Here is a 16,300-nt window from a genome sequence, read left to right on the forward strand (position 1 = left end):
TGAAAAAAATGCCTAGTAAACGACTAGGCTGGCCAATTTTGGTAAATCTGGGCTAACACTTCAGTTGCAACTGCTGGTTCTGCAAAAGTCGTGTCGAGTTTGAAGAGGGCAATGGTATTGCTTGAGCCAACCGCAGAAAGCTTCAACAGGTAGTTTTGTTCACCGACCTTAATCGTTGCTTCGTAGCCATGATCTGCTTGAGAGATGACTTTGTAGTTGAGGCTGCTCACGGTTGCAAAGGCATATTGCCAAGCAGTTGCTGTTGGACCTTCCACTTTCAGTAATGGGTTTTTATTCCCATCCATCACCAATTGTGGACGGCCTAAAGTCGTTGCTGCTGCTTCAGTGGTATTGCTTGCAGTTTTCATTGACTCTGGACGAGGCAATGCATAACGGTTGCCAGTTGTGTTCTCAAATGTTGGCGCATGTTGAATCGCTAGTGGATCAACCGTCGGTGCTGGATACAATGGCGTGAATGGTCTTACCGTTGCATTCTCAGGGAATTTGAGTGGTTCAAGCGCTTGCGCTTTTTTATAATCTAAAGAATGATTATTGAGGGCAAAACGACCACAACCAGCCAAACTTAAAGCTGAAATGACAAGGACAACACCAAGACGTAATTGCATCATAAATTGCTCGTATTAAATAATGCCCGCAGTTTTTAAATCTGTGCGGAGCGGTTCACGATATTGTTCTGCGAGAGCGGTTAAAGGCAGGCGTAGACCTGTACTAATGTATCCCATCTCATGCAACGCCCATTTCACAGGAATTGGGTTTGATTCGCAAAACAAAATATTGTGTAGATTTGCAATTTGTTGATTCAAACTTTGTGCTTTGGCTTGATCGCCAGCTAAAGCTGCTTCACAAACTTCGCTCATTTGTTTTGGTGCAACGTTAGCAGTAACCGAAATATTACCTTTTGCACCAAGCAAAATTAATTCCCAAGCAGTTTCATCATCGCCTGAATAAACTGCGATTTTATCATTTAGACCTTCGATGAGGGCTTGACCACGTGGCACATCGCCTGTTGCATCTTTAATCCCAACAATGTTTTTAACATCGGCAAGACGAATCACGGTTTCGTTTTGCATATCAACGCCAGTACGACCAGGGACATTATAAAGAATTTGTGGAATATCAACTGCTTCAGCAATCGCTTTGTAGTGTTGATATAAGCCTTCTTGTGTGGGTTTATTATAATATGGTGTCACGAGCAATGCCGCATCAGCACCGAGTTCTTTAGCGGCTTTGGTTAATTCGATGGCTTCGCGTGTTGAGTTTGCACCTGTACCCGCGATAATTGGAATGCGTTTATTGGCTACACGAATCACTTCTTTGATGACTTGTGTGTGTTCTTCCATGCTTAATGTAGACGCTTCGCCCGTTGTGCCAACAGCAACAATACTATGTGTACCTTGTTGGATGTGCCACTCAACGAGCTTCTCAAGACTCTTCCAATCTACGCGACCATCTTCAAACATAGGGGTGACGAGTGCGACAATTGAGCCTTGAATATTCTGTGCTAGCTGAGTCATTTTAAAAAACTATCCTATTTTCCCATCCGAGATTGAATTAGTTGAAACGAAATATTGGATGGTTGCAGTATTTTGATTCGTCGTTCAATAATGAATTCGATTGAATGACAATTATGCAAATTATGACTGATCGGCGGCATAAGAACAATATGCTTTAGTCAAACAGCCGAAAACTTTAATTCATCTTTTACTTGAATGATTTTCATCTTATGAAAAGTTTGTGTCTGTTTGGCTAGTCAGAAACAATGAGGCAGCGTATTGTACAAGGAGCAATCTAGGTTGAATGATGAGATGCAAAGCGATTCAAAACACAGCGCATTAATTGTTGTCGATGTGCAAAATGGATTTACCCCAGGTGGAAACTTGGCAGTCACAGGTGCCGATCAGATTATTCCTGTGATTAATCAATTGGCGCATCAGTTCGAAACGGTGGTGCTGACTCAAGACTGGCATCCTGATCAACATATTTCTTTTGCTGACAATCATGCGCATAAAGTGCCTTTTGAAACGATAGAGTTAGCTTATGGCACGCAGGTATTGTGGCCAAAGCATTGTGTACAGGGGACACAGGATGCCGAATTTCACCCTGCTTTGGATATTCCAACGGCACAATTGATTATTCGAAAAGGCTTTCACGTTAATATTGATAGCTATTCAGCCTTTATGGAAGCCGATCGTAAAACCCCGACGGGATTAAAGGGCTATCTTCAAGAACATCAAATTGATACGGTTTATATTGTGGGCATTGCCACTGATTTTTGTGTGGCATGGACAGCCTTGGATGCCGTGCAGATGGGTTTTAAAACCTATGTGATTGAGGATGCCTGTAAAGCGATTGATTTGAATGGTTCATTACACAGTGCATGGCAAAGTATGTCAGCACATGGGATTCAGCGGATTCAGTCTGCTGCAATTTTGGCATAAGCTTGAGCTGATTGATCTAAAGGCGTTACACTTCTCAGGTTGATGCACCAGCATCAGTTCAATTATGCCTTAAACCTAAGCTGAGCGTTTTATGACCGTCGAACTTGATGATTTTGATCAAAAAATTATCCATCATTTACAAATGAATGGACGCTTGGCCAATCAGGAATTGGCTGAATTGGTGGGTTTATCGACCTCGCAATGTTCACGTCGTCGGGTTCAGCTTGAACAGAAGAAAATTATCACGGGTTATTATGCCCAAATCGCATTGAGTGCTGATCCTGCGCCAATCATGGGCATTATTGAAGTGAAACTGCAAAACTATAGTGATGCAACCCATGATCGTTTTGTTGAATTCTTGATGCACGAACCTGCTGTGAAAGATATTCATAAACTGACAGGCAGTTATGATTTTGCTCTTAAAGTGGCAGTTAAGAATCTGGATGAGATGGTCAAACTCATTGGGATTTTGTCTTCCAAGAACTTTGGTGTCAGTAATCTCAATACTTCAATTGTGCTGGAAAAATTAAAAGAAAATGGAATTGCGATTAAATAAAAACAGGATTTTTATTGTCACTAGATCTGAGACAAAGTTAGAGCAAGGCTGATCGAAGCGCATAGACTATTCGAAATGGATTATTTTGAATATAAATTGCATTTATGGCAAAAATATAAGAATAAATTGCGAAATTTTAATAAAAATGATCAAATATGCCATGTCTTTCTTTGAAAGATCTCTCTCCCTTTAGCTGTTCTCCTATTTGAGTTGTACCGTTATGAATACCGAGCAAAATGTATCTCTGGTAAGTCCAGTCATGCCTGTGATTGAGCAGCACTCTAAAATTGAAGATGCATTGGCAATGTTGATCGGAACATTCATTCTGTCTTTTGCAATGACTTTATTGCAGCAGGCAGGCATTATGACGGGAGGGACAGCAGGTCTATCTTTGCTGATTCACTACATTACCGATCTGAAGTTCGGCGTGTTATTTTTCCTGATCAATATTCCATTTTATTATTTTGCTTATAAAAAGATGGGCATCGCGCTGGTGGTGAAAACCTTTATTGCCGTTGCATTATTGGCAGGGTTTACTGAAATTATTCCACAATTTTTTCATCTATCCGATGTCAATCCAATCTACGCTACGATTTTTGCCAATGTCTTGATGGGTGTGAGTTTTTTGATTCTATTTAGACATCGTTCGAGCTTGGGTGGTATCAACCTACTGGCGTTGTATTTGCAGGAACGCTTTAAAATTCCAGCAGGAAAAGTGCAAATGGGTATTGATGTGGTGATTTTATTAACCTCATTGTTGTTTGTGGACTGGAAGCTGATTTTGATCTCGATTTTTGGTGTCATTATTTTGAATTCAATCATTTTATTAAATCATAAAACCACACGTTATGTGGCTTGATGCATGCGTATTTCTGCTATTAACCTGACTGTTGCAGAACACAAGCTATATCGATCATGAGACGCTAGATGTGATCTAGCCTATGAAATGGCTGAAGTCATAACAAGCATAATCATAAAAAAAGCGCCATAAAGAATTTCTTTATGGCGCTTTTTTTATAGTCAGGGTCGTACAAACTGTGTTTGAACAATAAAGTTGTAAACTTATGGTTTAATAAAATCAATGAGTTAAAAATTTTATACCATTCAATTTTTACATTAAAGTCTTAAACTAAGTTTAAGACTTTAATTTTCCATTTAACAATATAGTTGTAAACTAAAAATGCCTACTTGATCAGAGACCAATCTTCTTTTCCAACTTTGCTAAAAGCTTTAGTTCTTTAGGCTCTAAAGAATTTTGTTGATCAAGTAGTCTACCCCACATAACAATATCTGATTGTATACTGGCACAGATCCAAGCATTAGGGCTAGTGTCATTTTTCCGAATTACTTTAAAGCCCATATGTAGTGCTGCACAAATAAAGGCTCCATTTGACACATATGCATTATCAAAGTGGTTCAATTGACGGTGATAGTATTCAACGCTATGTTTAAATGTATAACTACCTAGATTGTAGCGAGTAGCTTTTATTTTTTTCAGATGTTGTAGATACATACAACATCGCTGGCATTCATCAAGCGCTTTTTTTAGACTTTCTCTATTCTTTTTAAAATTTTGAAGATATTCAGCTTTAGAGTCCTGAAACGTATACCGTTTATAAAAAGATTCATGGTATGAGTCAGAGTGGCCAAAGCCGTTATAGTCTAGTAGAGGTTCTTGCTCCAGAATTCTTTCAATATCAGCCAATGTAATTAAATGATTTAAAGAGTCTGATTTTTTTTGAAGTTGCGCCATTGCTAAAGCCCATGGCTTATTCACTTCTTTGAAAGAAATTACATCAAGTGCATCAGTCTGTGTTTTTGCTTGTTTGTATATATCACCAATAGTAGTCCACTAATTCCAATTAAGAGTAGTCCACCGATTCCAATTAAGAATAGTCCACCGATTCCTGATTAATAGTTCTAGAGAAATCTCTAAATCCAAATTACATCTAAGAATAGCTACATAACTCCTAGATCAACAATATGCTTGTTTAGTTTTTCGATGCATAAGAACTCAGACTTTTCCGCAGTCCTTTCCTCAAATTGTGAATTCACTCTTATAGACATGTTTACTAAATAGCATAATTTTTCAGCTCTTGTGATCGCGACATAATGTAAATTTTTGTCCCCATCTAAATCTTGTAAAATCCATTGACCGTGTCGTCGAGTCATTCTAGGGAATACCCATGCTTCTAAACCTAGATGGATAACAGCTTTAAACTCTAAACCTTTTGACTTATGGATTGACATTATTTGTAATTCATTCTTATTATTTGGTTTATATTTTTTCAATAGAAACTCATCATTCAAAATATTTCTTGCTGCTAAGATATAATTTTCATAGTCACCTTTATATTTAATTTTTCTAATCATCTCTTCAATTATTTCACAAATCGTATCAGTATCATTTTGACACCTTATTTTTTTTGCTATAGCCTTGAAATCATTAAGTTTAATACTAATCAGTTTACCTTTATAATTTTCATATATTGAGTAACTTGAATAATTGTTACAAAATTTATACTGAATCAAATCAGAACATAATTGTGCAATATAATGATTCATACTCTCAAGAGGATCATCTTCATAAATTCTATAGCTATGCCGCGTATTCATAGCATAATGTTTAAGTGTTGCATTATTAGCTGCTAATATCAAAAAATCTGAGAATTCTAAATTATTCTCATCTTTAATTTTCTGTATAAAATCATCTAATTTAGAATATCTGTGTTTTCCTGAATCATTTATATGTAATCTAAATATTTTTTTTTCATCATTTTCTTCTAGATCTAGGTCTTTTAAGAAAACTCTCGCATACAAATCAATAGATGGATCACACCTATGGTTTTGATCAATAATATATTCTTTAAATTCGTAATTTTTTACGAGTGAAGTAAGATTTTCAGGAATAGCATCACGCCATCTATAAATTGACTGATCAATATCTCCTACTGCTGTAAATTTCAATCCTAGTTTTAAAATTTCTAGAAAAATTAAATGATGTCCTGAGGAAGTATCTTGATATTCATCTACAAATAAATATTTATATCTAGATGATATATATCTTCTACAGATTGATGAATTTCTAAGTACAAACAAAGCCAAAGGTGTTACTGTTTTTTGCCAAACTTTTCCTTGTAAAAATAACCCTCGAAAAGCAATATCACCTTCTATATCACTTAAATATATTTCTCTTGTAATATACTCTTGAACAAATGGAATAGATTCTTCTTCTGACAAAATATTTATAATTTCAATATCATCTATTTCAATATCCCATAATTTTGGCAAAAATGGTCGAATAATTTCATTGATTAAAAAACTATCTATAGTACCTAGAAAGTTAAGATTAGAATTTCGCATCTTTTTTTGAAATTTTCTTTTCAACTCTGCACTAGATTTCCTAGTGAAAGATAATCCTATTACTCCATTATGCCTTTTTAACTTTTCACAACATAAACTCATTTTATTGATAAGAACGGTGGTCTTACCACTCCCAGGGCATGCCATGATTACTGAATTATTTTCTAAATCTTGAATTGCTCTTATTTGATCATCAGTAAGTTTCATGCTGCACCTTCTTCTTGAGCATATTCAGTTTCTAATTCAATTTCCGATTCAGTTTTTAATATAGGCTTACTCATTAATATTTTTATTAAATATCTTATAGGCTCACCAAAATAACTTTCATAAATTTTCTTAAACCCTTCATCTTCTAATTTTGATACTAATATCTGCATATTTAGTGCCTTATTGGTTTTAAGAAAATCAACCGAGCTAGTATCAGTTTTTTTACTTAAAGCTTTTTTAATTTCTTCTGAAGCAACACTTACTAAGTCCAACTCTAAATCCCTATTTGACATAAATATGCCTTTAGAATTAATCATCTTTTCAAAAGCTTTCCACCTTTTATCACCTAGAATCTTAGCTCTATTTAAAGGATAAAGGCTATGTTCCCACTTTTCAGAATTTTCATTTAAAACTCCATAGCATCTATTAACCCCCAAATACTGCCATTTTTTGCATTTTTCTTCTTTATAATTAATTTCAATCCTTTTATATACATAGCAAGGATTTACACCATCAATTCTAGTGTAACTAGAAACCTTACAATTCATTTCTACAGTACTAATATCATTATCAGTTCTTAATGAAACAGGTATTTCTAGAGCTCTTAAAACGGCTGCAAATACTTTAAATTGAATTCCTCCAACTGCAAAAACGGATAAATTGTAGTAATCAATATCAACTTTATTTTTAAGCAACAGTTCCTTATATAGAATTTCTTCAGATGGGCCCTCAACTAAAAAAACACCACTTGAAAAAAATGCTTCTGCAGGGATAATGCTCATCCTATAACCTAATTCTTCCCATGCTTTTTCTAGTTCTTTTGTACAACCATTACTGGCCGCAATTGTAGAGAAATCTTTCTTAAATAATCTAATAATAGAACTTGGCGAAAAACTTGAGGCTATTTGCGGAGAGTGTGTTGTTATTAAACATTGACTTTGTAATTCTGAAGATAAATAACTAGCTAATTTTCTTTGTTGATGTGGGTGTAAATGTGCCTCTGGCTCCTCAACAACATAAAACACTACTTCATCATTTGAATCGTGTTCAAATTCGCTCAGTGCCTTCCATAAAGCAATTAAAATTTGATTATTACGTCCATCACCACCCAACATAACATTTGAGCCACCGCTCATTGCCCCTAATTGTAATTTATTAATAAAATCATCCACTTCTATACCGCTAGCATTTAGTTTTACATCATAATCATCATGGGCATAAGCTAATTTCTTTAATTCTAAATTAACTTCTTGAGTAGCAGTTTTTACATATTCTAATTGTGCAACTTTATCGTCTAGGTCAACCAATTGCTTAGAAATTTCTAGTACGTTTTCTCGATCAAGCTTTTCTTGTTCTTCAGTAATCTTTGTTTTGGAGATCCTAAGTAATTGTTTTTTCTCTTTAGCAATAAATTTGCTTAAATCTCTTTGGGAAGAAATATACTTTAAATTGATATATTTTAAATAATAACGACTTTGAATTTCAGATAAGTCTGTCTCATTTTGACCAAGATATAATTTGTAATCTAGATTTTCTTTAGAAGCCATGTATTTAAAAACACATTCTCCATCATCACTTACGTGTTCTTTCAAAATGGATAATGCAGCTTCTTCTTTAATATCAAAGAATTTAATTATGATTTCTAAATTTTCAGACTGGACACCACCCTGTACATGAAAATCCAACTCTGATGGCTCTATATCCAATTCAGAAACACTTCTGTCTAACATGAGGCGTAATGCATAAATGAGATTAGTTTTACCAACATCATTTTCACCAATAATTAAAGTGTTATTATTAAAATTTATTGTCGCATCTTTATAATTTCTAAAACCTTTTAGAATTACTTTATCAATTTTCATCATTTTACCCTTAATTATTACGCCACCGCTTCATTAAATGCTTCAACAACCCCAAATATGTTGTCAGCATCTGCTTCGCTAAACACACCGTCAATTCCTTCATAGTGGATTTGATTAAAAGGTGCTTCATAAAGTTGTGCCGCATCCAGCACACCGTTTTGAGTCAAATGATCAATCATCATTTCAATAAAGCGGATTTGCTTTTCGTTATAGCTTGAGCCTTGTAAATACTTAGAAAAGGCTTCTTGTACGGCTTTCCGATCCAAACCGACCAATGAGCGGATGAACATTGGCAATGATTGATCTGTACCAAAGCATTCTTCAAATTTATCTCGGCTTTCAACTTCTTGCGCTTCAAAAACAAAGCGTTCTAACTCACTTAAATCAGTCGGTGTAAGAGTCAAACCACGTTTTAACTTTGCAATCGTAATATGATTTTCATTCGCTTTGATGAAACTTTCTACACGCTTACGGTACTGTGCAAGATTGACACCACTTGATACGACAGGAATATCAACCGCTTGCATTTCTCCAATTTCATCATCAAGCATCGAGTAAACAATGGTCGAGGTCGATTTTTCAATCAGTTTTACCAAGCCACGAATCCGCTTACGCATCGCCTCAAGCATTGGCAAGGTAATACCTTTCCAATATTCAACGGTTTGAATGTCTTGAATCAGCGTAATCTGTTCAGCAACCACAGGAATATTTTCTTTGCTTTCTAGCTTTGAAGCGATTTCAATCACTTTATTGGCATAACTCTGAATCGCTGTATTGTTTTTTTCTAACACAGCCATTTCAAGATTGTAGCAAAGCATATCAAACAGTTTGGCTTCTAGGGTTTCAGGCTCAAGCTGATTCGGTAATTTAGAAATGTGTTCTCGTAATGTACCGATGGCAAGGTCATCTAAGTTGTTCCAAGCATCATCATTTTTGAAATGCTCAACATGCTCAAGCTCAGATTTCACAATGAAGTTCTCATTGTTCATGGACTTCACTTCGGTCTGTAAGCTTTGACGCATATCTTGCTGTACAGCTTTTAATTCTTCGGTGGCATCGTCCTTTGCATTCAGTAAACTCAGGATATTTAAACGTGCTTTAAACAAGCGTTGTCCGAGTGGCTCTGTGGTCGCAACAGGTGCACCATCAGGGTTTTCATTGAAGTATTCAAAGTTAGAGCAATAGTCGAAGATATAAAATTCTTTTTTATCTTCTTCAGGGCTAAACAGTTCTTTGCAGAGGCGTGTACCACGTCCAATCATCTGCATAAATTTCACTTTAGAGCGTACCGCTTTAAAGAACACCAGATTGACCACTTCAGGCACATCAATCCCTGTATCGAGCATATCCACTGAAATCGCAATCTGTGGCTCAGCTAAATCTTTCTTGCTAAAGTCATCAATTAAGCTTTGTGGATACTTAGTGGCATGAGTAATGACACGGGCAAACTTGCCATCATATTGCGGATAGTTTTCATTGAAGCGATCAGCAATAAACTGGGCATGTTTTTGATTGACGGCAAAGATAATGGTTTTACCAAGACGATCACCGCCTTCGGTCTTAATACCATTTTCCATCAAGTGCTTGAGCATTAAATCAATCGTGCCTGTATTAAACAGCTCTTTATTAATCTTGGATGCTGAGACTTCTTCAGGTGCATCTTCATCGCCCCAATTTAGGCTATCCCAATGTTGTTTTTCTTCTTCAGAGAGTTCGTCATATTTCACGCCCTCACGCATGAATTTAAGCGGAACAGAATAAGCTTTTGGTGGCACAAGATAACCATCGGCAATCGCTTGATCGAGGTCGTAGTAATCGGTTGGGACACCACTTTCTAAGCCAAACAGTGCATAAGTATCACGATCCACTTCATCCCGCGGTGTCGCAGTTAAACCAACAAGCAAACTATCGAAGTATTTAAAAATCTCGCCAAATTTTTGATAAACGCTGCGGTGTGCTTCATCAATAATAATCAGGTCAAACATACCTGTGCCGAATTGGCGTGTACCATCGGCATTTTTTTCGTCAATCAAGCCGATCATAGTTTGATAGGTAGAGAAATACACTCGACCCACTTGGTTTTTATCCTCAAGTAAATTGACGAATGAGGCATCTTTTAAATTGGCTTTAAAAGCGTTGTGTGCCTGATTGACCAATGAAGTGCGGTCTGCAAGGAATAGAGCTTTTTGCACCACATTGGCTTTCATCAGCACATCGACCAGTGCAATGGCAGTACGTGTTTTACCTGTACCTGTCGCCATAATCAGTAAGCCTGCACGTTCTTTACGTTGATAGGCTGCAAGCATGGCTTTGATGGCACGAGTTTGGTAGTAACGCTCGACAATGTCCGCATTGATTGGGAAGCTGCTTAAATCAGGGTTGTTCTTACGTCTTTCGATCAAGCGTTTGAGTTCTGCTTGTGTATAAAAACCGTGAACTAAGCGTGGTGGACCACCTTGCACATCATTCCAAATTCGGGTTTTGTAACCATTGGTATAGAATATGACAGGACGTTGTCCTGTTTGTTGCTCTAAACAGTCTGCATAGAGCTTGGCTTGTTGTTGTCCAATATCAGGGTCAGTTGATGTACGTTTGGCTTCAACCACAGCCAAAGGCAAGCCATTGGCATCATACAGCACATAATCCACTGCACCTTTACCCGATGGACTCGGCATACCTGTTACAGCAACTTCCTCTCGAACCGATGTACCTATTTCCCAGCCTGCTTCTTCAAGCATGAGGTCAATTTTAAGTTTACGAGTTTCGTCTTCTTTATAGTCGGTATGGTCTTCGATTTTGCTGTTGGCAATTTTGGCTTGTTCAACGTCTGCACGTTTTTGGGCAAGTTCAGCATCAATATCGGCAAGTAGTTTTTCACGCTCTTCTAAACTTGCAGAGAGTTCAAAGAGTTTCTGTTCTCGCTCACGTAGGGCTTTATGCTGTTCTGCAAATTCTTTTTCTTTAGTTTCTACTTCTTTTTGCAGTTGTTCTTGGTTGGCAGTGATTTGCTGAATATTATCCGCATTTGGAATAAGCTTTGGATTAAATAAAATCGACTGTGAACGGTCTTTTGAGGGTGAGCCATAATTTCGCTCAAACCAAACATACATCAGGAATAAGTGACTGATGTGCTTTACAGTTTCTTCGGTGGTGAGTTGTTTGAACTTTTTCCCATGAACGGCACTGTTGCCGACCATGCGAATGTTGTCCATTTTGTCCCAAATATAGGGTGGAATCAGGTCTTTAAATTTGAGGTCGTTGAGTAAGTTATGCAGTGAAGCATCGTAAGGCTGAGTCAGTTTTTTATCGTATTGATAGAGCCACAGTACAAGACTTTCAAGCGAGCTTCGAGCAGCAGCAAGTGCAAATTGAGGGGAAATATACACGAGCTTTTCGGCTTCTTTGGCAGTGGCTGCCAAGCTTTTAAATTCAGGTTCTAAAAACTGAAAGTTGCTCATGTATATACCCTCATTTTTAAAATTAAATTTTATAAAGTACCGCTAAATGCTTGGTTTTGTAGTGATTTGAATAAAGATTCGATATATTCTAATGAAGATAAGTGAATACCAATTAGTTTGTCTATAGATCTAATCTTACTTGAAAATTCAAGCTGTAATTCAATTGGTGGAAGGAGAATTTCAAGCTCTCTTATATCTACCAAATGTAAGTGCTTTATGGCAATTCCTTTATTTTTTCCCAATAAATGAGAAAGCATGGACGGACTTCTCAACATACTAGTAAGAAATATCGCATCAATTTGCTGCCGATCATGTTTAATCAAACATAAACTTTCAAACAAACTGAATTGATGTGAACGATCAATTATAGCAACTGAACCAAGTGAACCACTTTTGGCAAGCACAACATCTCCAATTTCGGGATTGCATCGCTTGATGAGTTGGCTGTGTTCTTGTTCAGAAATATACTTGTTTGTATTCCAAACAATACGACCTTTCTTAATGTCTTTAGCTGATAAAAACTCAATACCTGAACTCATATATGTAGGAGTTTTATGCGTTCCATCAGTAATTTTATGAGTTACTTTCTCAAGCAGGCATTTGTTCCAATTCTTTGGATTTGATATCGGATCGCCAAACATATCAATAAATGTGGCTTGTAAAAGCTGATCTAACTTTTCAATCGCTTGCTGCCGTTTTTGGCGCAATTCATCCGCTTGATCTAAAATAGACGCAATTCGGCGTTGTTCTGCAAGTGATGGGAGTGGGATTTGAACTTCTTCCAACTTAGCTTTGGTAATATGTTTTAATCCAACTCCACCATGAGCTTGGTCAATAATTTTGACAATTAAAGAATTCAACGCATACCTTAAGTAATGCTTATCGACTAGCTCTTCTTTTACGTCTACACGGAAAATATGTTGATTTAAGAAGCCTTTTCCACGATTCCAAAAGAATGCACCAAAAGAAGTTCCAGGCGTTCCTGACCATGAAAACAATAGATCACCTGAATTAATCCAAAAGCGTTTTTCTACATCAAAATTACAATAATTGAATGGTTTAGTCTCATCATTTAAATTTTGGATACGCACAATAGGCGTTCCTTCCTCAGACCATTCTTCAGGTTTAAATGCTCTACCGTTTTGTAATTTGCATAAGTCACCGAAACGTACTGATTTCACTTAAGTAACTCCTTAAGTGTAGCCATTCCTTTTAAAATATCCTGCTCAAGCTCTTCTAAATCCGCCAAAATTTTACTTGGTGCTTCATATTCCACTTGCTCATACACCACTTCCTTATAACGGTTAATCGACAAATCATAACCATTAGCAGCAATATCAGCTTTATCCACCATAAAGCTTTGCTCTGTGGCTTTACGGCCTTTTTCACCCTCTAAGTTTTTAAAACGGGCAATAATGTCAGGAATGTTATTATTTTCATGCTTAGACGCATCAAGCTCGTTACGCTTATCATCAAGCGAATAACCATCTGCCTGCATGTCATAAAACCAAACTTTGTCCGTACCGCCCGACATGGTTTTGGTAAAAATCATAATCGCAGTCGAAACCCCAGCATAAGGCTTAAACACACCAGACGGCATCGAAATAATCGCTTCAAGCTTTTGCTCTTCCACAATCTTTTGACGCAAATCTTTATGTGCTTTAGATGAACCAAATAACACGCCATCAGGCACAATTACCGCAGCACGACCACCAGTTTTTAACAAACGTAAGAACAAGGCTAAAAACAGTAATTCAGTCTTTTTAGTTTTAACGACAGCCTGAATATTCTTGGCACAGCTTTCATTGTCCAAACTGCCTGCAAAAGGAGGATTAGCAAGAATCAGACTGTACTTACTTTCAATATGTGAATGTGCTTCGCTTAATGAGTCACGGTTTTCAATACGTGGGTTTTCTACACCATGCAGCATCATGTTCATTGAACCAATACGAAGCATGGTGCTATCAAAATCATAACCAAAGAAAGTTTGTTCACTAAAGCGTTTTGCCGCTTCAGGATTGGCAAAAATCTCAGTACTGTAATGATCGTTTAAATATTCACTTGCAGCAACAAGGAAGCCCGCTGTACCACACGCAGGATCACAAATGGTATCGGTTGGTTTTGGTTGCATCAGCTCCACAATCATCTTGATGATATGGCGAGGAGTACGGAACTGACCGTTTTGACCTGCTGAGGCAATCTTACCGAGCATATACTCGTAAATATCACCTTTGGTGTCTTTATCATCCATTGGTACATCGGCAACCAAATCCACCACTTTGGTTAAAAGCGCAGGCGTAGGAATGGTAAAACGTGCATCCCTCATGTGGTGGCTATAGGTGGTTTCGTCTTCTGCACCTAAGTTTTTAATGAAAGGAAAGATTTCATTGGCAACGGTATTATATAAAGTTGCAGCATCGCCTAAAGTAATAAACTTTGACCAACGAAGATGGTCTTGCTCAGGCGTGAAAATTGGATGTTCAACAGCAATTGTTTGCTTTTTAATTTGACTGAGTTTATTTGCCTTTTTTTCTTTTGTGATCTGAATTTCATCCAGTCGGCGAATAAACAGCAAATAAGTCATTTGCTCCATGACTTCTAAAGGATTGGAAATACCACCACTCCAAAATGCATTCCAAATCTGGTCAATTTTGCTCTTAATTTCGCCTGTAATCACGTAGATGACTCTCAAATTTCTTTGAGAGTATTGTGGGAGAAATCAACAAAAAAAGCTATTTGAATTAAAGCAGATGCGACAGGGTTTGGCGTTATATTTATATCATTCCAAATCACGAGGCTCTGTACTAATGTATCTATTCTGCTAGTCTATAATTTAACCCATTTAAAGCAACATAAGGTTTTAGACATGAAAATTCAAAGTATAGAAGATGAAAGGGAGATAGCTGCCACAGCAGCTAAGGTACTGCAAGAAAGATTTATTGAGGCTGCACGCACCGAAACAGTACTGTATGTAAAGAATGATGCTGTATGGAGTAAGGCTCCAAATGGTGATCCCATCTTAATTAAACAATTGTCTGGGCGGAACCCCGATCTCGCTAAAAAATTTGCAAGTAGAGGAACTTACAAAATTAAAAAATGAAACAAAAATTAGCACCCCAAACAAATAGCTCATACTAAGCAGAATGCTATAAGCCTTTATCGTAAAAATTTATACCATAATTTAGAATTCTAGCAAAAAGTTCATATCTGGTTAATCTTTAGGTAGTAAATGATAAGGTTCAACTTTAAGAATATGAGCGATTTCATAAAGCTTTAAAACTGTAATATTGACCTCTCCACGTTCAATACGACCAAGATAACTACGGTCAATACCACACTGTAACGCTAAAGCTTCTTGTGTAATTTTTTTCTCTTTTCTTTTTTTGCGTATTAATTGACCAATCTCAATAGATAATTCTAACATTTAAAATAAATTGTTCAAAAAATAGAAATATCACTAATTGAGGATTAAATATCCACGGACTATAATCCTCATTTTTAATAAAAGATTAAAAGACTGAACATGAAGAGACCTGTACATTTGCCGTTGTATCACGAATTCTTAGAATTATTCGATAACTATGAAATTCAAAATTGGGAAGCCAAACAATTTTGGGAAAAACTTAATATTAGTCAGAACAACAGAAATGAAAAAACTAAGAGGCTTATGTATTCTGGTTTAAGAGTTTTAATGCAACTTCAATATTTGGAAGTAAATCCTTCAATATCCAAAAAAAATATCTTTTCTTATACGGAAACACCACGTATGAATGAACTCAGGAATCGAACAAAGAAGCAAAAACTGGAAGAGATTTTTTCTAAAAAGAAAGCAGAATTTTTAGATCAGATCAAAGATAAAGAAAATAATATTGAATTTCTACAGTCATTATTATCAGATGATAAAACGTTAGAGAAATATTTTATTAACTATAAAGAAACTATGGAGAATGATATTAAAAATATAAAATCAAATATTAAATTAATGGACGATATAATGAATAAATAAACGTTTCTCAATTAATTTATTATAGTAAAAACAATAGCTTAAAATAAAAAATAATTACTTGACTTAAGCATGCCCATCCGATATTTTTTCGTCAAATTTATTCAAAATTAGTCTGATATGATCAAGTCAATTAAGCAAGTTCGAGATGATTTTTCTCAGTCTGGAATTTCTATAGCCGAATGGGCACGTATTAATAATTTCTCACCTGATCTTGTATATCGAATTTTAAAAAATAATAAAGTCCCACTACGCGGAGAGAGTCACAGAATCGCAGTAAAACTAGGTATTAAGGAGCAAAAAACTATGGATTAATTGTTAATTATTCTTTTTTACTGCAGAAAACATAAAGACCCATGCGGGAACATGAGTCTTTATGAATTTGTCTTTAA

General features: G+C 36.2%; 15 protein-coding genes. 6 read left to right on the plus strand and 9 right to left on the minus strand.

Annotated elements, in window-relative coordinates:
• Positions 1–23: 23 nt before the first annotated feature.
• The gene (locus F885_RS09385; protein WP_005317183.1) at positions 24–626 is read right to left on the minus strand and encodes a hypothetical protein; all 603 of its coding nucleotides are present in this window, start codon (positions 624–626) and stop codon (positions 24–26) included.
• A gap of 15 nt (positions 627–641) precedes the next feature.
• Positions 642–1,535, minus strand: coding sequence for a 4-hydroxy-tetrahydrodipicolinate synthase (dapA, locus tag F885_RS09380; protein WP_005317184.1), 894 nt, complete (start codon positions 1,533–1,535; stop codon positions 642–644).
• 291 nt (positions 1,536–1,826) lie between these two features.
• On the opposite strand from dapA, the gene pncA reads away from it, so the two are divergent.
• From pncA to F885_RS09365, 3 genes are all read left to right on the plus strand, one after another.
• A complete protein-coding gene (gene pncA, locus F885_RS09375) occupies positions 1,827–2,459 on the plus strand; it encodes a bifunctional nicotinamidase/pyrazinamidase (protein ID WP_005317186.1) in 633 nt (210 codons plus the stop codon).
• A gap of 91 nt (positions 2,460–2,550) precedes the next feature.
• The gene (locus F885_RS09370; protein WP_004803451.1) at positions 2,551–3,015 is read left to right on the plus strand and encodes an Lrp/AsnC family transcriptional regulator; all 465 of its coding nucleotides are present in this window, start codon (positions 2,551–2,553) and stop codon (positions 3,013–3,015) included.
• A 220-nt stretch (positions 3,016–3,235) separates the two neighbouring features.
• A complete protein-coding gene (locus F885_RS09365) occupies positions 3,236–3,874 on the plus strand; it encodes a YitT family protein (RefSeq protein ID WP_004656984.1) in 639 nt (212 codons plus the stop codon).
• A gap of 333 nt (positions 3,875–4,207) precedes the next feature.
• Here F885_RS09365 and F885_RS09360 read toward each other — a convergent pair whose 3' ends face one another.
• The 6 genes from F885_RS09360 to F885_RS09335 form a co-directional block, all read right to left on the minus strand.
• On the minus strand, positions 4,208–4,768 hold the full coding sequence (locus F885_RS09360; protein WP_005142271.1) for a hypothetical protein: 561 nt from the start codon (positions 4,766–4,768) through the stop codon (positions 4,208–4,210).
• Between the two features lie 206 nt (positions 4,769–4,974).
• Positions 4,975–6,585, minus strand: a complete 1,611-nt coding sequence (locus tag F885_RS09355) for a UvrD-helicase domain-containing protein (RefSeq protein ID WP_005142264.1) — start codon at positions 6,583–6,585, stop codon at positions 4,975–4,977.
• The gene (locus F885_RS09350) at positions 6,582–8,447 is read right to left on the minus strand and encodes an ATP-dependent nuclease (RefSeq protein ID WP_005317189.1); all 1,866 of its coding nucleotides are present in this window, start codon (positions 8,445–8,447) and stop codon (positions 6,582–6,584) included. Before F885_RS09350 ends, F885_RS09355 begins: the two co-directional genes overlap by 4 nt.
• Positions 8,448–8,464: 17 nt before the next feature.
• Positions 8,465–11,905 (minus strand): DEAD/DEAH box helicase family protein, encoded by a 3,441-nt coding sequence (locus F885_RS09345; protein ID WP_005317191.1) that lies wholly within the window; start codon positions 11,903–11,905, stop codon positions 8,465–8,467.
• Positions 11,906–11,934: 29 nt separating this feature from the next.
• Positions 11,935–13,086 carry a restriction endonuclease subunit S gene (locus F885_RS09340; RefSeq protein WP_005142259.1) on the minus strand — a complete coding sequence of 384 codons (1,152 nt, stop codon included), beginning with the start codon at positions 13,084–13,086 and terminating at the stop codon, positions 11,935–11,937.
• Entirely contained in the window at positions 13,083–14,582 is a 1,500-nt protein-coding gene (locus F885_RS09335; RefSeq protein WP_005142258.1) for a type I restriction-modification system subunit M, read from the minus strand. Before F885_RS09335 ends, F885_RS09340 begins: the two co-directional genes overlap by 4 nt.
• A 189-nt stretch (positions 14,583–14,771) precedes the next feature.
• Between F885_RS09335 and F885_RS09330 the strand changes: the two genes are divergently transcribed.
• Positions 14,772–15,005 carry a hypothetical protein gene (locus tag F885_RS09330; RefSeq protein ID WP_005142257.1) on the plus strand — a complete coding sequence of 78 codons (234 nt, stop codon included), beginning with the start codon at positions 14,772–14,774 and terminating at the stop codon, positions 15,003–15,005.
• 111 nt (positions 15,006–15,116) lie between these two features.
• Here the strand turns inward: F885_RS09330 and F885_RS09325 are convergent, their stop codons facing one another.
• On the minus strand, positions 15,117–15,329 hold the full coding sequence (locus F885_RS09325; protein WP_005142173.1) for a helix-turn-helix domain-containing protein: 213 nt from the start codon (positions 15,327–15,329) through the stop codon (positions 15,117–15,119).
• A gap of 99 nt (positions 15,330–15,428) precedes the next feature.
• Here F885_RS09325 and F885_RS09320 point away from each other — a divergent pair, with 99 nt between their 5' ends.
• Both F885_RS09320 and F885_RS09315 read left to right on the plus strand, forming a co-directional pair.
• The gene (locus F885_RS09320; protein ID WP_005142172.1) at positions 15,429–15,911 is read left to right on the plus strand and encodes a hypothetical protein; all 483 of its coding nucleotides are present in this window, start codon (positions 15,429–15,431) and stop codon (positions 15,909–15,911) included.
• Between the two features lie 117 nt (positions 15,912–16,028).
• Positions 16,029–16,223: a DNA-binding protein gene (locus F885_RS09315; RefSeq protein ID WP_005142171.1), complete on the plus strand. Its 195-nt coding sequence runs from the start codon at positions 16,029–16,031 to the stop codon at positions 16,221–16,223.
• Positions 16,224–16,300: the final 77 nt, after the last annotated feature.

The sequence above is a fragment of the Acinetobacter higginsii genome (assembly GCF_000369845.1).
Classification (GTDB): Bacteria; Pseudomonadota; Gammaproteobacteria; order Pseudomonadales; family Moraxellaceae; genus Acinetobacter; species Acinetobacter higginsii.